Annotated in this window: 14 protein-coding genes and 1 pseudogene; 9 read left to right on the top strand and 6 right to left on the bottom strand. The window is 62.6% G+C overall.

Annotated elements, in window-relative coordinates; all coding sequences use genetic code 11:
* A partial coding sequence (locus tag VGH41_RS08390) for a hypothetical protein (RefSeq protein WP_331596903.1) occupies nt 1-289 on the top strand: 289 nt, incomplete at its 5' end.
* A gap of 605 nt (nt 290-894) precedes the next feature.
* Here the strand turns inward: VGH41_RS08390 and VGH41_RS08385 are convergent.
* On the bottom strand, nt 895-2,184 hold the full coding sequence (locus VGH41_RS08385) for a 4-aminobutyrate--2-oxoglutarate transaminase (RefSeq protein WP_331596902.1): 1,290 nt from the start codon (nt 2,182-2,184) through the stop codon (nt 895-897).
* A 130-nt stretch (nt 2,185-2,314) separates the two neighbouring features.
* On the opposite strand from VGH41_RS08385, the gene VGH41_RS08380 reads away from it, so the two are divergent.
* Nucleotides 2,315-3,826: a PLP-dependent aminotransferase family protein gene (locus VGH41_RS08380; RefSeq protein ID WP_331596901.1), complete on the top strand. Its 1,512-nt coding sequence runs from the start codon at nt 2,315-2,317 to the stop codon at nt 3,824-3,826.
* Nucleotides 3,827-3,868: 42 nt separating this feature from the next.
* Here VGH41_RS08380 and VGH41_RS08375 read toward each other — a convergent pair whose 3' ends face one another.
* From VGH41_RS08375 to phnC, 4 genes are all read right to left on the bottom strand, one after another.
* Entirely contained in the window at nt 3,869-4,705 is an 837-nt protein-coding gene (locus VGH41_RS08375) for a DMT family transporter (protein WP_331596900.1), read from the bottom strand.
* A gap of 101 nt (nt 4,706-4,806) precedes the next feature.
* Nucleotides 4,807-5,541 carry a phosphonate ABC transporter, permease protein PhnE gene (gene phnE / locus VGH41_RS08370; RefSeq protein ID WP_331596911.1) on the bottom strand — a complete coding sequence of 245 codons (735 nt, stop codon included), beginning with the start codon at nt 5,539-5,541 and terminating at the stop codon, nt 4,807-4,809.
* 80 nt (nt 5,542-5,621) lie between these two features.
* On the bottom strand, nt 5,622-6,599 hold the full coding sequence (gene phnD / locus VGH41_RS08365; RefSeq protein ID WP_331596899.1) for a phosphonate ABC transporter substrate-binding protein: 978 nt from the start codon (nt 6,597-6,599) through the stop codon (nt 5,622-5,624).
* A 48-nt stretch (nt 6,600-6,647) separates the two neighbouring features.
* A complete protein-coding gene (gene phnC / locus VGH41_RS08360) occupies nt 6,648-7,520 on the bottom strand; it encodes a phosphonate ABC transporter ATP-binding protein (RefSeq protein WP_331596898.1) in 873 nt (290 codons plus the stop codon).
* Between the two features lie 296 nt (nt 7,521-7,816).
* Between phnC and VGH41_RS08355 the strand changes: the two genes are divergently transcribed.
* The 6 genes from VGH41_RS08355 to VGH41_RS08330 all read left to right on the top strand — a co-directional run bounded on the left by VGH41_RS08355 (nt 7,817) and on the right by VGH41_RS08330 (nt 17,517).
* On the top strand, nt 7,817-8,851 hold the full coding sequence (locus VGH41_RS08355) for a M14 family zinc carboxypeptidase (protein ID WP_331596897.1): 1,035 nt from the start codon (nt 7,817-7,819) through the stop codon (nt 8,849-8,851).
* Complete coding sequence (locus VGH41_RS08350) at nt 8,848-9,624, top strand: alpha/beta hydrolase (RefSeq protein ID WP_331596896.1); 777 nt, start codon at nt 8,848-8,850, stop codon at nt 9,622-9,624. The genes VGH41_RS08355 and VGH41_RS08350 overlap by 4 nt, the downstream gene beginning before the upstream one ends.
* A gap of 109 nt (nt 9,625-9,733) precedes the next feature.
* Nucleotides 9,734-10,264 carry a DUF3455 domain-containing protein gene (locus VGH41_RS08345; protein WP_331596895.1) on the top strand — a complete coding sequence of 177 codons (531 nt, stop codon included), beginning with the start codon at nt 9,734-9,736 and terminating at the stop codon, nt 10,262-10,264.
* A gap of 133 nt (nt 10,265-10,397) precedes the next feature.
* Nucleotides 10,398-15,239 carry an NAD-glutamate dehydrogenase gene (locus VGH41_RS08340; protein WP_331596894.1) on the top strand — a complete coding sequence of 1,614 codons (4,842 nt, stop codon included), beginning with the start codon at nt 10,398-10,400 and terminating at the stop codon, nt 15,237-15,239.
* Nucleotides 15,240-15,464: 225 nt separating this feature from the next.
* Nucleotides 15,465-16,547 (top strand): selenide, water dikinase SelD, encoded by a 1,083-nt coding sequence (gene selD, locus VGH41_RS08335; protein ID WP_331596893.1) that lies wholly within the window; start codon nt 15,465-15,467, stop codon nt 16,545-16,547.
* A gap of 64 nt (nt 16,548-16,611) precedes the next feature.
* A complete protein-coding gene (locus tag VGH41_RS08330; protein ID WP_331596892.1) occupies nt 16,612-17,517 on the top strand; it encodes a cation diffusion facilitator family transporter in 906 nt (301 codons plus the stop codon).
* A gap of 64 nt (nt 17,518-17,581) precedes the next feature.
* Here VGH41_RS08330 and VGH41_RS08325 read toward each other — a convergent pair whose 3' ends face one another.
* Nucleotides 17,582-18,562 (bottom strand): aldo/keto reductase, encoded by a 981-nt coding sequence (locus VGH41_RS08325; RefSeq protein ID WP_331596891.1) that lies wholly within the window; start codon nt 18,560-18,562, stop codon nt 17,582-17,584.
* 327 nt (nt 18,563-18,889) lie between these two features.
* Here VGH41_RS08325 and VGH41_RS08320 point away from each other — a divergent pair.
* A pseudogene (locus VGH41_RS08320) lies at nt 18,890-19,960 on the top strand (purine-nucleoside phosphorylase).
* Nucleotides 19,961-20,135 lie beyond the last annotated feature (175 nt).

Raw genomic sequence — 20,135 nt, 5'->3', positions numbered from 1 at the left:
AGTGGGTCAAGGTCATAGTCATGGTCATGGTTTTTTCAATGTCGGGAAATCAGGGTTTTCATGTTTGCCTACGGCGTTGGGCTTTGGTTGTTTGCCTACGGCGTTGGGCTTTCCTTGCATTGTTATTGGTCTATTAGCTTTGCCCATGTGCTGTTTGCCTGGGTTGTTGGCCTTTCCTTGCATTGTTATCGGTCTATTAGCTTCGCCCCTGTGCGGGGCGGCACCTACTTTCTTTGCCGCCGCAAAGAAAGTAGGCAAAGAAAGCGGGCTTCCAACCGCTAGCCCATAAGTGTCCATCTCTGTCATGTACCGGAAACGGCCCAACACGAGACCCGCCCTCGCGCAGTCGCCTTCCTGACACAGCACTCATCCGTTCCAGCGTTGCGCTCCGCGCCCCGCCGTCGGGCAAAACGCCTTCTGTACCGCGCGGCGGTCAACGTCTGGGGGTGACCTTACAGACGGAAATCTGCGCCGTTTCCGCTTCGCGTCGATCCACCCCGGCAAATCAGCGTACGGTCTGGTTTTACGTGACGCTTCACGTCGGCAAAGTGCCACGCCCACCACCTTCCAGGCAGACCCATCCGCCACGCGCGTAGCGCGTAGGCGGGATGAATGAGTGCTGTGTCACAGAGGCTAGCTGCGCGAGGGACGATCTCGTCTCGGACCAATGCCGTGTGGGCGACGAGGCGCACACCTACAGGCTGGCGGTTGGAAGCCCGCTTTCTTTGCCTACTTTCTTTGCGGCGGCAAAGAAAGTAGGTGCCGCCCCGCACAGGGGCGAAGCCAATAGACCACTAAGAATGCAAGGAAAGCCCAACGCCGTAGGCAAACAACCAAAAAAAGCCCAACACCGTAGGCAGTCCAACCAAAAGCGCCGCAGGCAAAAAAAGAACCTTAAGCAGCTACGCTGACACTCTCCTTAAGCACATCTTCAAGCACCTTAAGCGCTTCGTCAAAGACCGGATCCTGAACAGTCAGCGGAAACAAAAACCGCACAACATTGGAATACACACCACACACGAGCAACAACAACCCGCGCTCAAGCGCACGCGCCTGCACCCGCCTGGTAAATTCAGCATCCGGCTCAGTCGTTCCACCCTTGCAAAACTCAACTGCGACCATCGCCCCAGGCCCCCGCAAGTCAGCAATCTGCGGAACCTCCGCCTGCAGGGCCACCAGCCTGGCCTTCAGCCGGTCACCCAGCAACACCGCTCGCTCACACAACTTCTCTTCGTCAATAATCTCCAGCACCGCATGCGCGGACGCAACCGCCAGCGGATTGCCCGCATACGTGCCGCCCAATCCACCCGGCGCCGCCGCATCCATGATCTCCGCGCGACCCACCACCCCAGACAACGGCATGCCACCCGCCAGACTCTTGGCGATCGTCATCAGATCAGGCACGACGTCATAGTGATGCATCGCAAACAGCTTGCCGGTACGCGCAAAACCCGTCTGCACTTCATCCGCAATCAGCAAAATGCCATGCTCGTTGCACAGCTTGCGCAACGCACGCACGAACTCGGCCGGCGCCGGATAGAAACCGCCTTCACCTTGCACAGGCTCGAAAATGATCGCCGCCACACGCTTTGGATCAATGTCGGCCTTGAACAGGTATTCGATCGCCTTCAACGAATCCGCCGTCGTCACACCATGCAGCGGATTCGGGAACGGTGCGTGAAACACGTCCGCCGGGAAGGGTCCAAAGCCGATCTTGTACGGCGCCACCTTGCCCGTCAGGGCCATGCCCATCATCGTGCGGCCGTGGAAGCCGCCCGTGAAGGCAATCACGCCCGGCCGGCCCGTCGCCGCGCGGGCAATCTTGATGGCGTTTTCAACGGCCTCCGCGCCGGTCGTGAAGAACGCGGTCTTCTTCGGATAATCGCCCGGTGCACGCTCATTGATCTTCTCAGCCAACGACACATACGACTCGTACGGCACGAACTGATACGCCGTGTGCGTGAAGCGATCCAGCTGCTCGCGGATCGCCGCAACAATCTTCGGATGGCGATGGCCCGTGTTGCACACCGCAATCCCCGCCGCGAAATCGATGTACCGGCGGCCCTCGACGTCCCACAGTTCGGCGTTCTCGGCGCGCGCGGCATAGAAATCGCACATCACCCCAACGCCACGCGGCGTGGCGGCGTCCTTGCGGCTCTTCAGATCGGCATTCTTCACAGTCATCTCCTTCACTCCCAGGTTTGGCGGGCGCTGCGCCCACGGCGCAGTTCTTGAACCGACTATAATCAGATTTGGCTCTTAAGTTCAGAGCCATTTTGGTAATTATGTAGGAGCCACTTTTTTGGGGGCCAGTATGCGCGCGAGTGTTCTATCAGACTGGCTGGCGCAGCGGCTCGACCGGGGCAACGGTCAGCCGATTTACCGTCAGCTCCATCGGCTGCTCCAGCAGGCGATCCTGTCGCGGGAATTGCCCGCTGGCAGCAAGGTGCCGTCGTCGCGATTGCTCGCCAATGAACTGGGGATTGCGCGCAATACGGTCACCCAAGTCTACGAGCAGCTTGCGCTCGAAGGCTACGTGACGTCCACAACCGGCCGCGGCACCTTCGTGGCGGATAGCGCCCCTGACGATATCGTCGATGCGTCTGACGCAGTTGCAGCATCTGCCTCAGTCGCCGCTGTGCCGCAGCCGGTGTCCGCGCGGCGCGCATTGTCCCGACGCGGTACCCGGCTGATTGCTGGCGCTGGGGTGTCGAAGCGTCAGTGGGGCGCATTCATGCCCGGCGTACCAGATGTCTCGAAGTTTCCGGCGCGTGTCTGGAGCCGTCTGCAAAACAAGTACTGGCGGCGTCTGCGGCCGGATCTGCTGACCTATGCGCCCGGCGGCGGTCTTGCGCTACTGCGGCATGTGCTGGCCGACTATCTGCGCACCTCGCGCTCGGTGCGCTGCACGCCCGAGCAGATCATCATCACTACCGGGATTCACCAGTCTATCGACCTCGCCGTGCGCTTGCTATCGGACCCGGGTGATGTCATCTGGACCGAAGACCCGTGCTATTGGGGCGTGCGCAGCGTGCTGCACGTCTCGGGTCTGGAATCGCGTCCCATCGCCGTCGACGACGAAGGTATCAATCCGTCCCCCGACGATCTCGCCCAGCCGCCCAAACTGATGCTGGTCACGCCGTCGCATCAATACCCGCTTGGCATGGTGATGAGCCTCGCGCGCCGCCGCATGTTGCTCGAATATGCCCGACAGCATCAATGCTGGATCATCGAGGACGACTACGACAGCGAGTTTCGCTACGGCAGCCGGCCGTTGGCGTCGTTGCAAGGGCTGGATACCGCGGGGCAGGTGATCTATGTGGGCAGCTTCGGTAAAACGCTGTTCCCGGGTCTGCGGATCGGCTATCTGGTGGTGCCCGAAGCACTTGCGGAAAGTTTCGCCACGGCGAGTGCCGAGCTCTATCGCGAAGGGCAGTTGCTGCAGCAGGCGGTGTTGGCGGAATTCATCGTGGAAGGGCATTTCACGTCGCATATCCGCAAGATGCGCACGCTCTACGGGCAGCGCCGCCAGACCGTGCTCGATGCAGCCGCGCACCGCTATGGCGATGCCATGCCCGCGGTGGGCGGCGACGCGGGCCTGCATCTGGTGATGCAATTGCCGGAGGGCGCCGACGATCGCGCGGTCGCGGCGGCGGCACTGGAGCGCAACATTGTGGTGCGGGCGCTATCGGGCTACTACGCGGAGCCCTCGCGCGCGCCGTCAGGGCTGTTGATCGGCTATGCGTGCGTGCCGGATGAGGAGATCGCACCGGCCTTCGATACACTCGCGGATGCCATCGACACGACGCTCCTGCAATTCGCCTGATACGTGCCAGCAAATCCGCATCGAATCCGCATCGAATCCGCATCAGATGCGGATCAGCACCGCGCCCAGCGTCACCAGTGCGCAAGCGACGATACGCCGCGCAGTCAGCTTTTCACGCATGAAAATCCAGCCAATCAGCACGGCGAAGATCGAGCTCAGCTCGCGCAACGCGGACACCATGGCAATGGGCAGGTAGCGATACGCTTCGATGATCAGGCAATAGGCGCTCAACGCGAGCACGCCGGAGAGCATGCCCTTGAGCACCTTGTCGCGGCCTATGAACAGCCCCTTCGCGCCGCCGCGCCAGATCCACGCCAGCATGAACTGGGGGACGTTCCAGATCAGATACACCCACATGATGTAGCTGAGCGCGTTGCCGGCCACACGTGCGCCGATGCCGTCGACGACTGAATACGCCGCAATGAAAAAGCCGGTGAGCAGCGCGAACGGCACGCTTTCGCCCGAAAAACGCAGGCCGCGGCGAAACGCCAGCGACATGATGCCAATGGAAACCAGGCCCACGCCGACGGCAGCCAGCGGCTTGAGCGTTTCATGCGCAAAGACCAGCGCGCCGACGAACACGAGGGTGGGCGAGAGACCGCGCGCGATGGGATAGATCTGCCCGAAGTCGCCGCTGCGGTAAGCGCGTATCAGCGCGAGCAGATAACCGGATTCGAGCACCACTGAGGCAAAGATGTACGGCCAGCTTGCTGGTGCAGGCAGCGGCAGCGCCGCGACGCCGATCGCACCGACGGCCATGTACGGAATCGCCATCATGCCGAGCAGCCAGACCCGGTCTTCGGACAGATGCAGAAACGCGTTCCAGGTGGCGTGGAGCAACGCGGACAGCAGGACCAGCGACACGACAAGAGTTTGCATCAGCAAGCGGGGAGGTGGGTTGTATGCAGCGAACGCGTTGCGGCAGCGGTGTCCGCAAGCGCGTCATTATGCAGTACAAACCCACCAGGCCGTCTAGCCGTCTAGATGACCTTCTCGCGCAGCCAGGCGGAGGCCAGGTCGATGGCCGTCACCACCACGATCACCATGATGAGCAGGGCGGAGGTCGAGGCGTAGTCGAAGGAGCGAATCGCCTCGTACAGCACCACGCCGATCCCGCCCGCGCCGACCATGCCCACCACCATCGCTGAACGCACGTTGGATTCGAAGCGGTACAGCGCATACGAGATCCACAGCGGCAGCACTTGCGGCAGCACGGCGTAGATGATTTCGTCGAGACCCGTCGCGCCGGTAGCGCGCACGCCTTCGGCAGGACGCGGATCGATTGCTTCGACGGCTTCGGCGAACAGCTTCGCCAGCACGCCGGTGGTGTGCACCCACAATGCCAGCACGCCGGCAAACGGACCCAGGCCCACCGCGACGATGAACAGCATCGCAAAGACCATTTCGTTGATCGCGCGGCAGGCGTCCATCACGCGACGAACCGGCTGCACGACCCACTGCGGTGCCATGTTGCGCGCGCACATCAGCCCGCACGGTACGGCGCACACCAGCGACAGCGCCGTGCCCCACACCGCGACCGACAGCGTCACATACATCTCATGCAAATACGTGCGCCATTCGCTGAAATTCGGCGGAAAGAAGTCTTTGGCGAACTGGCCCATGTTGCCGGAATCGGTCAACAGGTCGAGCGGGCGCATGTCCGCGCCGTGCCAGGCCACGCCCAGTACGGCAAAGACTGCAATCCAGCCGAACATGGACAGCCAGCTGCGCTTGCCCACCTCGGCGCTTGCCGCCGCAGCGGCAGCATGGCGGGCGGATGTCAGGTCGGCGGCGCTCATTGCTTGGTCGTAGCGGCGTTCAATGCGTTCAACCTGGCATCGAGCGCGGCGAGCTGAGTCTTGCGGTCGTCGTCCGACAGATGCGTGTTGTCCTGAATCTTCTGCTTCTGCTGGAACAGTGCGACCTGACGGATCGGCAACAACTGTGCATCGGATGAAGCAACGAAGCCGCTATAGCCGGTGATGGCAGCCATCACCGCCTTTTCGTGCGCATCGGTCTTGCCGTAGTTCACGAAGAACGTGCGAATCTTGTCCTTGGTGGCTTGCGGCAGATCCTTGCGCCATACCAGCGGGTCCGATGCGATCAGCGGCGAGGTCCACAACACGCGTACCTGCGCGAACTTGTCCGGATGCTCCTTCTTCAACGTATCGAGCATTTCCGTGTTGTTGGTGGCGATATCGATCTTGTTGTTCACGACCGCCAGCAGATTCGCTTCATGGCTCGACGGCAGCACGGCCTTGAAAGACGTGTTGACCGGCGTGTTGTGTTTGGCGAACAGGTAGTAGCCGGGAATCAGCGTGCCGGACGTGGAGTTCGGATCGCCGAAGCCGAGCGTGACGTCTTTCGGATTCTTGAAGACGTCGTCGAGCGTCTTGAAGCGGCTGTTCACATTGGTGATCAGCACGGACTTATAGCCGGCGTCGCCATTGGCATACGTAATCTTGGCGAACACTTCGCCGTTCGCGCGATCCACGGCTTCCATTGCGGAGGCATTGCCGAAATAGGCGACCTGTACCTTGTTAAAGCGCATCCCTTCGATGATGCCGGCATAGTCCGTGGCAAAAAAAGCCTTCACATGCAGGCCGGTTTGCTTGCTCATGTCGTCGACCAGCGGTTGCCAGCGTTGCGAGAGCACCGAAGACGAATCAGTCGAGATGATGCCGAGATTGATGTCCTCGGCAAAGGCGGCAGCGCAGGCAAACGCCGAGGCACACGCGGCCGTGCCGACGATCAGTGAACGCAGGAATTTCATCGAGGGTAATCCAGTTGGCGAGAAGGAAAGTAGATACGTCGTGGTCCATCACGCGGAATGCGCGGGATCGAGTGCGAATGCGTAACGCTGCTGTGTCTTGGCGGGTTCAGCGGCTTGTTGCCCGGCGTTGCTGTCACTGGGTTCGCCTTCTTCGAGCAGTTCGCGCGCATCGTCGCCATAGAGCTGCTGCAAGAGTGCGGGCGTCAGCGCAACGGACGGGCCGTCGTAGACGACCTTGCCACGCCGCAAGGCGACGGTGCGCGGGCAATACTGCATGGCGATATCCACCTGATGCAGCGAAACCAGCACCGTCAGCCCATGATCGCGATTCAGCGTGCGCAGCATGTCCATCACGCGCCGCGACGATTCGGGGTCGAGCGACGCAATCGGCTCATCCGCGAGTACGATACGGGCGCGCTGCACCAGGGCGCGCGCAAGCGCGGCGCGCTGCTGCTGGCCGCCGGAGAGATTCGCCGCGCGTTCCCGCGCGTGTTCGGCAATCCCGACTTCGCCGAGCGCGGCCAGCGAAAGCGCGCGTTCGCTGGCCGGAAAGCGGCCGGTGAGACGCCGCCACAACGGCAGCCGCGCGAGTGCGCCGATCAGCACGTTCGACTCCACCGAAAGCCGGTTGACCAGATTGAACTGCTGAAACACAAAGCCGATATCGCGGCGAATCCGTCGTACTTCGCGCACGAGGCGGCCGTTTTGCTGAATCGGCCGGCCGAGAATCTCGATCTGCGAAGGCTGTGCGTCGGAGACAGCAAAGCCCGCGATATGTCGCAACAGGGTCGATTTACCCGAGCCCGAGGCGCCGATCAGCGCCACCATTTCACCGGGCGCGACACGCAGGTCGATTTCGTCGAGCGCCTTGCGGCCATTGCTGAACGTCTTGCTCAGACGCTCGATGCGGATTGCTTCCATGCTTATCCTGTCAATGCATCCGGCCGATGCCGGAACGTGGGGACATTCTAGAAAGCCTCTGTGACGGTTGAGTGAAGGTATCTCAACGTCTAGACGACTATATCTTTTCAGCCCGATTCGGGGCCGCATCCAACGGATGAAATGCGCGGCTGCGCCCGCCGCGATGTGTCAGAGATATGACAGGACCTGCCTTGCGCACATGCCGTCATCTAGGATTGGCTGCGAACAGGCTATATTGCTGAAAAGAACGCGTGTGCCGTCCCCAATAACCTTGCAGATCACATTCGGCGTCGCCCATGCAGGCTCTCAGCTTCTTACCGGAAAGTTTTGCAGAGTACGAGGATCTGAAGACGATCCTCGATGCGGGCAGCGCCATCTTCGAGATTCGCTCGCACTGCGAGGCGCGCGTGCACGGCAGAAGTTTCGAGGTGCTCACGGCGAGCATCGGTTCGACCGATCCGCATGCGCCGGCCATCGGTTTCTTCGGCGGCATCCATGGACTGGAGCGCATCGGTACGCAACTCGTGCTCGACTACATGCGCGCACTGCTGTCACGGCTCGAATGGGACGAACTGCTGGTGCGCCAGTTACAGTCGATTCGTCTGATCTTTATGCCCATCTGCAATCCCGGCGGCATGTGGGCCGCAACCCGCGCCAATCCGAACGGCGTCGACCTGATGCGCAATGCGCCGCAAGACGCCGACGAACGCGTGCCGCCGCTCGCGGGCGGGCAGCGCCTCGGCGCATGGTTGCCGTGGTATCGCGGACGGCGCGGCGCGCCTATGGAGGCCGAAGCTGCCGCGCTCCTGAAACTGGTCGCAACCGAACTTGCTTCGCGCCCGCTCAGTTTTGCGCTGGATTGCCACTCGGGCTACGGGTGGAGCGACAGCATCTGGTTTCCCTATGCGCGTACCCGCAAGCTGATGGCGCATCTGCCGGAAATGTACGTGCTCAAGACGATGTTCGAGCGGGCTCATCCGCATCACGGCTATGCGTTCGAACCGCAGAGCCATCAATACCTGCTGCACGGCGATCTATGGGACTGTGCCTACGATCGCACGCCGTCGCCGAACGTTTTTCTGCCAATGACACTCGAACTCGGTTCATGGCTGTGGATCAAGAAAAACCCGCGGCAACTGTTTTCGCGCCAGGGCATGTTCAACCCGGTCAAGGCGCATCGCACCGCGCGCGTGTTGCGGCGGCATGCGAATCTGCTCGATTTCCTGACCCGCGCCGCCTTCGCATCGCAGCGCTGGCTGCCGCAGGGCAGCCGGCGCCAGCAACTGCTGCATAGTGCGATTGAACACTGGTATCGGACGGCAGGCTCATGAGCACGTGGATTCTGTTGCGAGGACTGACGCGCGAAACGCGGCACTGGGGGCCGTTGCCGGCCATGCTGCGCGAGGCCACCCACGCCGACAGTCTGCTGCAGCTCGATTTGCCGGGTAACGGCGCGCTGGTGAACCAGCGCGCGCCCGCACGGGTCGCGGAGATGGTCGGGTTCGTGCGGCTCGCGGTTTCGCAAAGCAGCGTGCCCGGGCCCTATCGGGTGCTGGCCATGTCGTTGGGCGGCATGGTCGCGACCGCATGGGCGCAGCAGTATCCTGACGAAATCGAAAAGCTGGTGCTGGTCAATACCAGCATGAGGCCGTTTAGCCGCGCACCGGAACGCCTGCGTCCCCAGGCGTGGCCGGTCCTGTTGCGGGTCGCGGCAGACTGGCGCAATGCCCGGCAGGCCGAGGCGGTGATTCATCAGCTCACATGTAATGAGCGAAGCGCCCTCGCGGATGATCTCGCTGCGTGGACGGCGATCCGCGAGAGCGCCCCCGTCAGCCGGACCAATGCGCTGCGTCAGTTATGGGCCGCGGCGCGGTTTAACGCCGCACGCACGGTGCCGCGCTGCGCAACCTTGCTACTCTCTTCGGCGCACGACCGGCTGGTGAACCCGGTGTGCTCGGCGAAGCTGGCAGCGGCGTGGGGCGCGGCGCACGTGCAGCATCCGTGGGCCGGGCACGATCTGCCGCACGACGATCCGGCATGGACCAGCCAGACGGTCGGCGCATGGCTGCCCGAGACGGCGCCTGCGCGCGGTACGGCGTTCTGACGCTGCAAGTCGTGCCGAACCTCCGTAACATCACTCGCGTGGCGCGATGTGCGCGCCAGCCTTACGCGGACCTGTCGAGCCGCCCTTGTACCTATCTGGAGATCATTGCATGTATCGACGTTTCGCTTTGCGCCGTCTGCTGGCGCGTGTGCTCACCGGCGCGTCGCTGGCGCTCGCCGGTGGCGTTGCATTTGCGCAATCCGACGTGCCCGCCGCGCTCACACCGGGTGAAACGACTCACGTGATTGCCGCCCTGAAAGCGAGCGGCACGCAGGTTTACATCTGCAAGCGCGATCAGAACAACCAGTTGTCATGGTCGTTCAAGGCGCCGAGCGCGGACCTGTACGACGCGTCGGGGCAACTGGTCGTCAAGCATGGTGCCGGACCGTCATGGCAGGCGACCGACGGCAGCAAGATCACCGGTAAGGTGTTGCGTCAGGCAGCCAATACGGATGAAGCCGGCAGCATTCCGTTGCTGCTGTTGCAGGCCACCAGCGTAGGCGGTCCGGGCATGCTGGCCCAGGTGCGCTATGTGCAGAGGCTGCAGACGCGCGGTGGCGCGGCGCCCGCTGCGCCGTGCACGCAGGAAGGCCAGGAAGGGCGCAGCCCGTATCTGGCGGACTATGTGTTTCTCGGCTAAGGCATCGCTCCAATCCCCTTAAGGGTAAGTCACCGCCTGAAAGTCATGTGCGTCCGCACATTGACTTTCAGCTATCGGGTGCATAATCCTGTTCTCACGATGCAGTCGATCGCCGCCCGGTGTGGAGGACGTCATGCAAGCGAAGAACGAAGAATCCGTCGCGCACCTGCTGAACGATGTCGTCGAATTCGCGCGTGGGCGATTGCCTGAACCGGCGTTCGCCGTCGTCGAACCTTTCCTGCTGCACTATTACGATTTCGTCGATGCCGACGATCTGCGCAGCCGCACCATAGCCGACCTGTACGGCGCCGCGCTTGCGCACTGGCAAACCGCCCAGCGCTTCGTGCCCGGCAGCGAACGGCTGCGTGTCTATAACCCCATCCTCGAACAACATGGCTGGCACTCGGATCACACCGTGATCGAGATCGTCAATGACGATATGCCGTTCCTGGTCGATTCGGTCTCGATGGCGGTCAACGGAGTGGGCCTCGCGCTGCATTCGGTCGTGCATCCGGTGTTTCGCATCTGGCGTGGCGCGGACGGCAGCATCGTCAAGGTGCGGCCCGGTTCCGAAGAAACCGGCGACGCGCAGTCGCAACTCGCGTCGTTCATCCACTTCGAAGTGGACCGCTGCGGCGACGCCGCGAAACTCACGGCGCTGCGGGACGATATCGCCAAGGTGCTGGGCGATGTGCGCGCAGCCGTGGAAGACTGGCCGAAGCTGGTCGAGACTGCGCGTGCCACGATCAAGGACATGAAAGCGCGCGACACCGGTGTGGAAAGCGCCGAGGCGCGCGCGTTCCTCGAATGGATGGTGGATAACCACTTCACGTTCCTCGGTCAGCGCGACTATGAACTGGTATCGAAAGACGGCAGCTTCGGCTTGCGCGCGCTGAGCGATTCGGGTCTGGGGATTCTGCGTCACGCATTGCGGCCCGCGGGCAGCGCCGAGGTCACGCCATTGCCGCCCGCTGCGGCGCAGATCATTACGGGCAACTCGCCGATCTTCCTGACCAAAGCCAACTCGCGCTCGACCGTGCATCGCCCCGGTTATCTGGACTACGTGGGGATCAAGCTAAGCGGCGCGGACGGCAAGATCGTCGGCGAGCGGCGCTTCATTGGCCTGTACACGTCCACGGCCTATTTTGTTTCGGCGGCGGAAATTCCCATCGTGCGCCGCAAGTGCGCGAACATCGTGCGGCGCGCGGGTTTTCTGCCGGGCGGGCATCTGGCGAAGTCGCTGGTGACGGTGCTCGAAACCTATCCGCGCGACGAACTGTTTCAGGCCGAAGAAGATCAGCTCTACGAGATCGCACTCGGGGTGCTGCGTTTGCAGGAACATCAGCGCACGCGTCTGTTCGTGCGGCGCGATCGCTTCGACCGTTTCGTTTCGTGCCTTGTTTTCGTACCGCGTGACAAGTACAACACCGATTTGCGCCGGCGCATCGCGCATCTGCTGATGGACGCGTTCAACGGCGCGAGCGTGGAATTTACGCCGCTCTTGTCGGAGTCGACGCTGGCGCGGATTCATTTCGTCGTGCATGCGGAACCCGGTGCCATGCCGGATGTGGACACGCACGAACTCGAAGCGCGCCTCGTTCAGGCGACGCGCCGCTGGCAAGACGATCTGGCCGACGCGTTACTCGATGCCTTCGGCGAAGAGCAGGGCAACCGGCTGCTGCAACGCTATGCCGATTCCTTCCCTGCGGGCTACCGCGACGACTATCCGGCGCGCACAGCCGTACGCGATATCGAGTTGATCGAGCGTCTGCAGGGCGGCGACGGCATTGCGATGAACCTGTATCGCCCCATCGAAGCCGGGCCGCGCGCGTTTCGTTTCAAGGTCTATCGCGCTGGCCAGCCGATTGCGTTGTCGCGCAGTCTGCCGATGCTCGAGCACCTCGGCGTACGGGTGGATGAAGAACGGCCGTACCTGATCGAAGCGGTGGATGCGACGCCGGCGTGGATTCACGATTTCGGTCTGGAACTCGCCGACGATGCCGAGTTCGACATCGAACGGGTCAAGGACCTCTTCGAGAATGCATTCGAGCAGGTGTGGACCGGCGAAATCGAAAGCGACGATTTCAATCGCCTCGTTTTGCGCGCACAGCTTGGCGCGCGCGAGGTGACGATTCTGCGGGCGTATGCGAAGTATCTGCGCCAGGTCGGATCGACCTTTAGCGACGCCTATATCGAGCGCGCCTTGACGGGTAATCCGGCGATCGCCCGCATGCTGGTCGAACTGTTCGTGACGCGCTTCAATCCGGTTTCGCACGACATGCGTGAAGCGCACGTCGAACTGCTGCTCAAGGGTATCGACACGGCGCTCGACCAGGTGCCGAATCTCGACGAGGACCGCATCCTGCGTCAGTTCCTGGGTGTGATGAAGGCGACCGTGCGCACGAATTACTACCGGCCCGATAGCGCGGGCCGGCCCAAGCCCTACCTGTCGTTCAAATTCGATCCTGCCCGCGTCCCGGGTTTGCCCGAACCCAAACCGATGTTCGAGATCTGGGTCTATTCGCCGCGCGTCGAGGGCGTGCATCTGCGCGGCGGCCGGGTAGCGCGCGGCGGCCTGCGCTGGTCGGACCGTCGCGAGGATTTCCGCACGGAAGTGCTCGGCCTGATGAAAGCGCAGATGGTGAAGAACGTGGTGATCGTGCCGGTCGGGTCGAAGGGCGGCTTCGTCGTGAAGAATCCGCCGTCGCCAGGCGACCGCGAAGCGTGGATGCGTGAAGGCATTGCCTGCTATCAAACGTTCCTGCGCGGCCTGCTCGATCTGACCGACAACCGGGTGGCGAACGACATCGTTCCGCCGCCCGATGTGGTACGGCACGACCCTGACGATCCGTATCTGGTCGTCGCCGCCGACAAGGGCACCGCGACCTTCTCCGACTTCGCGAACGCCATCTCGCAGGAATACGGCTTCTGGCTCGACGATGCGTTTGCATCCGGCGGTTCGGTGGGCTACGACCACAAGAAGATGGGTATCACGGCGCGCGGCGCGTGGGAGTCGGTGAAGCGGCATTTCCGCGAAATGGGCGTCGACACGCAGACCACGGACTTCACGGTGGTCGGTATCGGCGACATGTCGGGCGACGTGTTCGGCAACGGCATGCTGCTGTCGACGCATATCAAGCTGGTGGCCGCATTCGATCACCGCCACATCTTTCTCGATCCGAATCCCGACCCGGCTGCCAGTTTCGCGGAACGCGAACGCCTCTTTCAGCTGGAGCGCTCCAGTTGGGCCGACTATGACCCGGCGCTGATCTCGTCTGGCGGCGGCGTGTTTCCGCGCACGGCCAAAACCATTCCGCTGTCGAATGCGATGCAGACGGTGCTGGGCGTGAGCGCCGGGGCGCTTGCGCCGAATGAACTGATTCGCGTCATTTTGCAGGCCTCCGTCGATCTGCTTTACAACGGCGGCGTCGGCACCTATGTGAAGGCGAGCCACGAGACTCAGGCGCAAGTCGGTGACCGCACCAATGACGCGGTGCGCATCAACGGCGCGGATCTGCGCTGCAAGGTCGTGGCCGAAGGCGGCAATCTTGGCCTCACGCATCTGGGGCGCATCGAATTCGCGCTGCGCGGCGGGCGCCTCAACACGGATGCCATTGATAACTCCGCCGGCGTCGACTGCTCGGATCACGAGGTCAACATCAAGATTCTGCTGGGCCTCGTGGTCGCCGACGGTGAGATGACCGAGAAGCAGCGTAACGCGCTGCTCGCGGAGATGACCGATGAAGTGGGCCCGCTGGTGCTGCAGGACAACTACTATCAGACCCAGGCGCTGTCCATGGCGGGGCGCTACAGCGTCGAACTGTTCGATGCGGAAACGCGCTTCATGCGCTGGCTCGAACGCGCGGGCCGGCTGAATCGCGTCATCGAGTTTCTGCCGACCGACGAGCAGATCGCCGAACGTCAGGCCGCGAAACAGGGCTTGACCTCGCCTGAACGGGCCGTGCTGCTCGCCTATAGCAAGATGTGGCTGTACGACGCGTTGCTCGAATCGAGCATGCCGGAAGATCCGCTGGTGAGCGACATGCTGATCGAATATTTTCCGACACCGTTGCGTCAGCGCTTTAGCGAGCCGATGCAACGCCATCCGCTGCGCCGCGAAATTCTCGCCACGTATTTGACCAATGCGCTAGTGAACCGCGTGGGCTGCGAATTCGTCCATCGGTTGATGGAGGAGACCGATGCGCAGCCTGGAGAGATCGTGCGCGCCTGCATCATGGCGCGTGACGTGTTCGATCTCGACGACGTCTGGCGCAGCATCGACGCGCTCGACAATCGCGTCGCCGACGATGTGCAGGCGCGCATGTTCGTCGAAGTCGCACGCCTCGTCGAACGGTCGGCGTTGTGGTTCTTGCGGCAATTGCAGTTGGGCTCGGTGAGCGACGGCGACGTGTCCGGTCTTCTCGCACGGTGCCGCGAAGCGGCGCAGCGGCTTGCGTCGCAATTGCCTGCGCTGTTGCCCGCAGCCGACCTCGACGCGCTCTCCGAGCGTCAACGGGTATTGGTGGACGCCGGTGTGGATAGCGAACTGGCGGTGCGCGTGGCGAGCGGTGAAATCTCCGCGTCCCTGCTCGATATTGCCGAGGTGGCGGCCACCTGCAGTCGCAGCCTCGAACAGGTTGCGGGCGTCTACTTTTCGGTCGGCACGCAGCTCAACTACAGCTGGATCGCCGAACGCGCGAACGCATTGCCGACGCCCACGCACTGGGACATGCTGGCCCGCGCCGCCGCGCTCGCGGAACTGGCGCGTCTCAAGCGTGCATTGACGACGAGCGCCCTGGCGCAGGCGAGCGAAGCGTCGAGCCCTGACGAACTGGTCGAAGCGTGGCGCGAACGGCGTGCGGCGGCGCTGGAGCGGTATACGCGGCTGCTGGCGGATTTGCGGGCCACGGGTGGTGCAAGCCTGTCCATGCTGCTGGTGATCGTGCGGGAAATGGCGGCGCTGGAGAGGGCCTGAAGGGCTTGCTCAGGGCGCTTTGAAGCCCGCCTCGAACTGCACTTGAGCGGCGCCGTAAAGACGCATCAAGACAAGCAAAGGCACGCAAAGGCACGCAAAGGCATGTGGGGCCAAGTAGGGGCGCCCGCGGAAACTCAGCCAGACGCGCGGTAAAAGCGTCGGTTGGACGGCTGGTCGCCGGATTGCCCATAATACGGTCTATTGCCATTCTGCCTTGAACCCGCCATGACCGATCACGTTGCTTCGAATTCCGCTGAGTCCGCCAGGTCAGCTGTGCCCCGCCTCACCAGCCTCTCGCACGGCGGCGGCTGCGGCTGCAAGATCGCGCCGGGCATACTGTCCGACCTGCTCAGGCGCAGCGTGCCGCTGCCGGCCTTTCCCGACCTGCTGGTGGGCAACGAAACCGCCGACGATGCCGCGGTGTATCGCCTGAACGACGAGCAGGCAATTGTCGCCACCACCGATTTCTTCATGCCGATCGTCGACGATCCGTACGACTTCGGCCGCATTGCCGCTACCAACGCGCTGTCCGACGTCTACGCGATGGGCGGCAAGCCGATCCTGGCGCTGGCGCTGGTAGGCATGCCGATCAACGTCTTGCCGCACGAGGTGATCGCGGCGGTGCTGCGCGGCGGCGAGGACGTGTGCACCCAGGCGGGCATTCCGGTAGCGGGCGGCCATTCAATCGATTCGGTCGAGCCGATCTACGGCCTCGCGGCGCTCGGCATCGTGCATCCGCAGCGCGTCAAGCGCAATGCCGCGGCGCGCGCCGGCGACATCCTGGTGCTCGGCAAGCCGCTGGGCGTCGGCGTGTTGTCCGCGGCGCTGAAAAAGAACCAGCTGAGCGACGCCGGTTATGCGGCGATGATTGCCGCGACCACCCAGCTCAATCGTCCCGGCACGCAACTGGCCACGCTGCCGGGCGTGCACGCGTTGACCGACGTGACGGGCTTCGGTCTGCTCGGTCATACGCTCGAACTGGCGCGCGGGGCACGCTTGAGCGCCCATCTGCGCTATGCGGATCTGCCGTGGCTGAGCGGCGTCGAAGCGTTTGCGGCGGCGGGTGTGATCACCGGCGCCTCGGGGCGCAACTGGGCTTCGTACGGCGAAAGCATTCGCTTGAACGGTGGCCTGCCCGAGGTGGCGCGCGCCTTGCTGACGGATCCGCAGACCTCGGGCGGACTGCTGGTCACCTGCGCGCCGGATACGGTGGACGAAGTACTGGCCATTTTCCGCGCGGACGGCTTCGATAGCGCGACGGTGATCGGCGAAATGCGCGACGGTGCGCCGCGCGTCGAGGTGGCGTGATCGGGCGGCATCGACACGCCGCCCGGCTCCCTTAACCACCACCTGAAAACAACCCCTGCCGACGATGAAAGAAGAATCGCCGAAAGCCATCCTTTACGCGCTAGCCGCGAACATCGGCATTGCGGTTTGCAAGTTCGCCGCGGCGCTCTTCACGGCGTCCGGTTCGATGTTTGCCGAAGCGATTCACTCTACCGCCGACTGCGGCAACCAGCTTCTGCTGCTGTTCGGTCTGCGCGAAGCGCGCAGGCCGCCCAGCCCGTTGCATCCCATGGGCGCCGGGCGCGAAATCAATTTCTATTCGCTGCTGGTAGCGTTGCTGCTGTTTTTCGTGGGTGGCGCATTCTCGGTGTATGAGGGCGTGCACCGGCTGTTTGCGCGCGAGGCCTTGTCGTACGCTTATGTGGCACTCGTCGTGCTGGGTGTGTCGGTGGTGCTCGAATCCTTGTCGCTGGCTGGTGCCATCAGGGAAATTCGCAAGACGCATCCGGACAAGTCGTTGTGGCGCTGGTTTCGCGAAACGCGCGAATCCGATCTGCTGGTGGTGGCGGGCGAAGATATTGCCGCGCTCGCGGGTCTCGCGATTGCATTCGTCGCGGTGCTGCTGACCATGATCAGCGGCAATCCCGTTTATGACGCGCTGGGTTCGATCGGCGTCGGCGTGCTGCTGATGGTGATTGCGTGGCTGGTGGCGCGCGAAGTGAAATCGATGATCGTGGGCGAATCGGCGGGACCGGAAGTGCGGCGCGCCATCGAAGCGCATCTGCGCGCGCGGGCCGAGATTCGCAGCATCATCAATCTGATTACCCTGCAGTGGGGCCGCGAGGTGGTGGTGGCGGTGCAGGCGGAAATGATCGAGTACGCGAGTGGCCGTGCGATGGTGGATGCGATCAACATGATCGAAGCCGATCTGCAGGCCACCTTTCCGCAGGTGCGCTGGGTGTTCTTCGAGCCGGATGTGCCGCGCGTTTGATGTGTAAGCAGGCGCTAGCCGCTGGCTAGCGCCTGCTTGCTGAGAAAACGCCAGGACGTACCGCTTATTTGAAACCGGTCACCGTATGGGGAACGTACAGTTCCTCGAGTTGCCTCACTTCGTCCGACGTGAGTTTCACGGAAAGCGCGGCAACCGCATCATCGAGATGATGCGCTTTGGTGGCGCCGACAATCGGCGCCGTGATTGCGCTCTTTTGCAGCACCCAGGCGAGCGCAACCTGCGCGCGCGGCACGCCGCGCTCCGATGCGATCTGGCTCACGCGTTCGACAATGCGACGATCCGCGTCTTCGGTTTGCGCATACAGCGAGCGGCCGAATTCATCCGTCTCGGAGCGCGCGCTGCCGGTGTTCCAGTCGCGCGTCAGACGACCGCGCGCCAGCGGGCTCCAGGGAATCACGCCAATGCCTTCGCTTTCGCACAGCGGCAGCATTTCGCGCTCTTCCTCGCGATACAGCAGGTTCACGTAGTTCTGCATGCTCACGAAGCGCGTCCAGCCGTGTCGTTCGGCCACGTGCAGTGCCTTCGAGAACTGCCACGCATACATGGACGACGCGCCGATATAGCGGGCCTTGCCCGCTTTCACCACGTCGTGCAGCGCTTCCATGGTTTCTTCGATGGGCGTGGTGTAGTCCCAGCGGTGGATCTGGTACAGGTCCACGTAATCGGTGCCCAGACGCTTCAGGCTGGCGTCGATCTCCGACATGATCGCCTTGCGCGACAGACCGCCTCCGTTCGCACCTTCATGCATGCGCCCGTGCACTTTGGTGGCGAGTACGATCTCGTCGCGTTTGGCAAACTCCTTTAAGGCACGGCCAACAATCTCTTCGCTCGTGCCGTCCGAATAGACGTTGGCGGTATCGAAGAAGTTGATGCCGTGATCGAGCGCCTGCTTGATGAACGGGCGCGATTCGGTTTCGTTGAGCGTCCAGGGATGGTTGCCGCGTTCGGGTATGCCGTAGCTCATGCAGCCGAGGCAAAGGCGGGAGACTTCGAGGCCGGTACGGCCCAGTTTCACATAATCCATGGTCCTGCTCCTGTAGAGATGCGCCAGACGGGCCTTCGATTATAGAAAGCCACGCGGCCCGATTGACAAGGGGTTACACATGCATCGACGAAGCATATTTGAAAATGCTGCCCGTTTCACTACGCATTTCAGCGCAAAGCTTGTTGCGGATTTCACATGGATCTCAGCCGGGATTTCGGCCGGGATTTCAGCCGAATCTCAACCCGGATTTCAATTTGAATCTGCCTTGTAGAGTGCCGAAAATAATATCCTTCATCCTATACTTACGCTCGCCTGCAGGCACGAAGGCCCTCCCGATTCACCGAACACAACCAAGGCAGGACACTGATGCTGACTCGTATTCTCGCGGCAAGCACCGCGCTGACGCTCGCAACCTGTGCGGCTGTCTGGACTGCACCGGCTCACGCCGATGACGGCGGCTTCGCGCAGAACGTCAGCGCTTCGCATGGACGACCGGTCAAGGTCATGATCATTTCAATGTTTGGCCCGGAAGGACAGGTATGACTCGATCACCTCGGGCCATGGCAGAGCATTCCGGTTGACGGACTGTCGCCCGATTATCCGGCGGTTCACTGCAACGGGCAGGACGTCTGCGTGATGACCACCGGCATGGGGCACGCGAATGCGGCGGCGTCGATCATGGCGCTGACGTTTTCGCCGCGCTTCGACCTGCGGCATACCTATTTCATGGTGGCGGGCATTGCGGGTATCGATCCGCTGCGCGGCACCGTCGGCTCGGCCGCGTGGGCGAAGTATCTGGTGGACTTCGGCATTCAATGGGAAATCGACGGGCGCGAAATTCCGCCGAACTGGAGCTCGGGCTATCTCGGCATCAATACGAAGAGTCCGTCGGACAAGCCGCCGCTCGACTATCGCACCGAAGTGTTCCAGCTCAATCCGGCGCTGGCGGACGCTGCGTTTGCGCTGTCGCGCAACGTGACACTGAGCGATAACGCACAGGCGCAAGCTGCGCGTGCCCACTATGGCAAAGCGCCGGCCAATGCGCCGCCCGCCGTGATCCAGTGCGACACGCTGGCGGCCGACACATGGTGGTCCGGCACGTTGCTAGGCCAGCGCGCCCGCGACTGGACCAGAATCGTCACGGACAACAAGGGCGTCTATTGCACCACGCAACAGGAAGACAACGCGACCTACGAAGCGCTCAAACGCGCCGCGAGTGCGCATCGTGTCGACCTGAATCGCGTCGCCGTATTGCGTACCGGCTCCGATTTCGACCGCCCATATGAAGGCCAGACGAGCGCCGACAATCTGCTCAATTACGCGGATCAAGGCGGTTTTACGATCGCGATCAGCAATCTGTTTCTGGCCGGCAATCCACTTGTCCAGCACATCGTGACGCACTGGAACGAATGGCGGGCGGGCGTGCCGCAGCAGTAGCGCGAGGCGCGCTGCCTGCTGCGCGACACGCTTAGTGTTGCGGGCGGAACGGGGTCCACACAGGGGTGTCGGTATCCCAGTGGTCGAGTTCTGATGGGCTCATGATGTGCTCCTTCAAGGTAGATGGCGCGCAACGCTTGCGTCGAAGGTGACTGCAGGCGTTGCCGCGGATTTA

This window comes from Paraburkholderia sp. (assembly GCF_036488795.1).
GTDB lineage: Bacteria > Pseudomonadota > Gammaproteobacteria > Burkholderiales > Burkholderiaceae > Paraburkholderia.
This window is presented reverse-complemented; position numbering and strand designations above follow the sequence as displayed.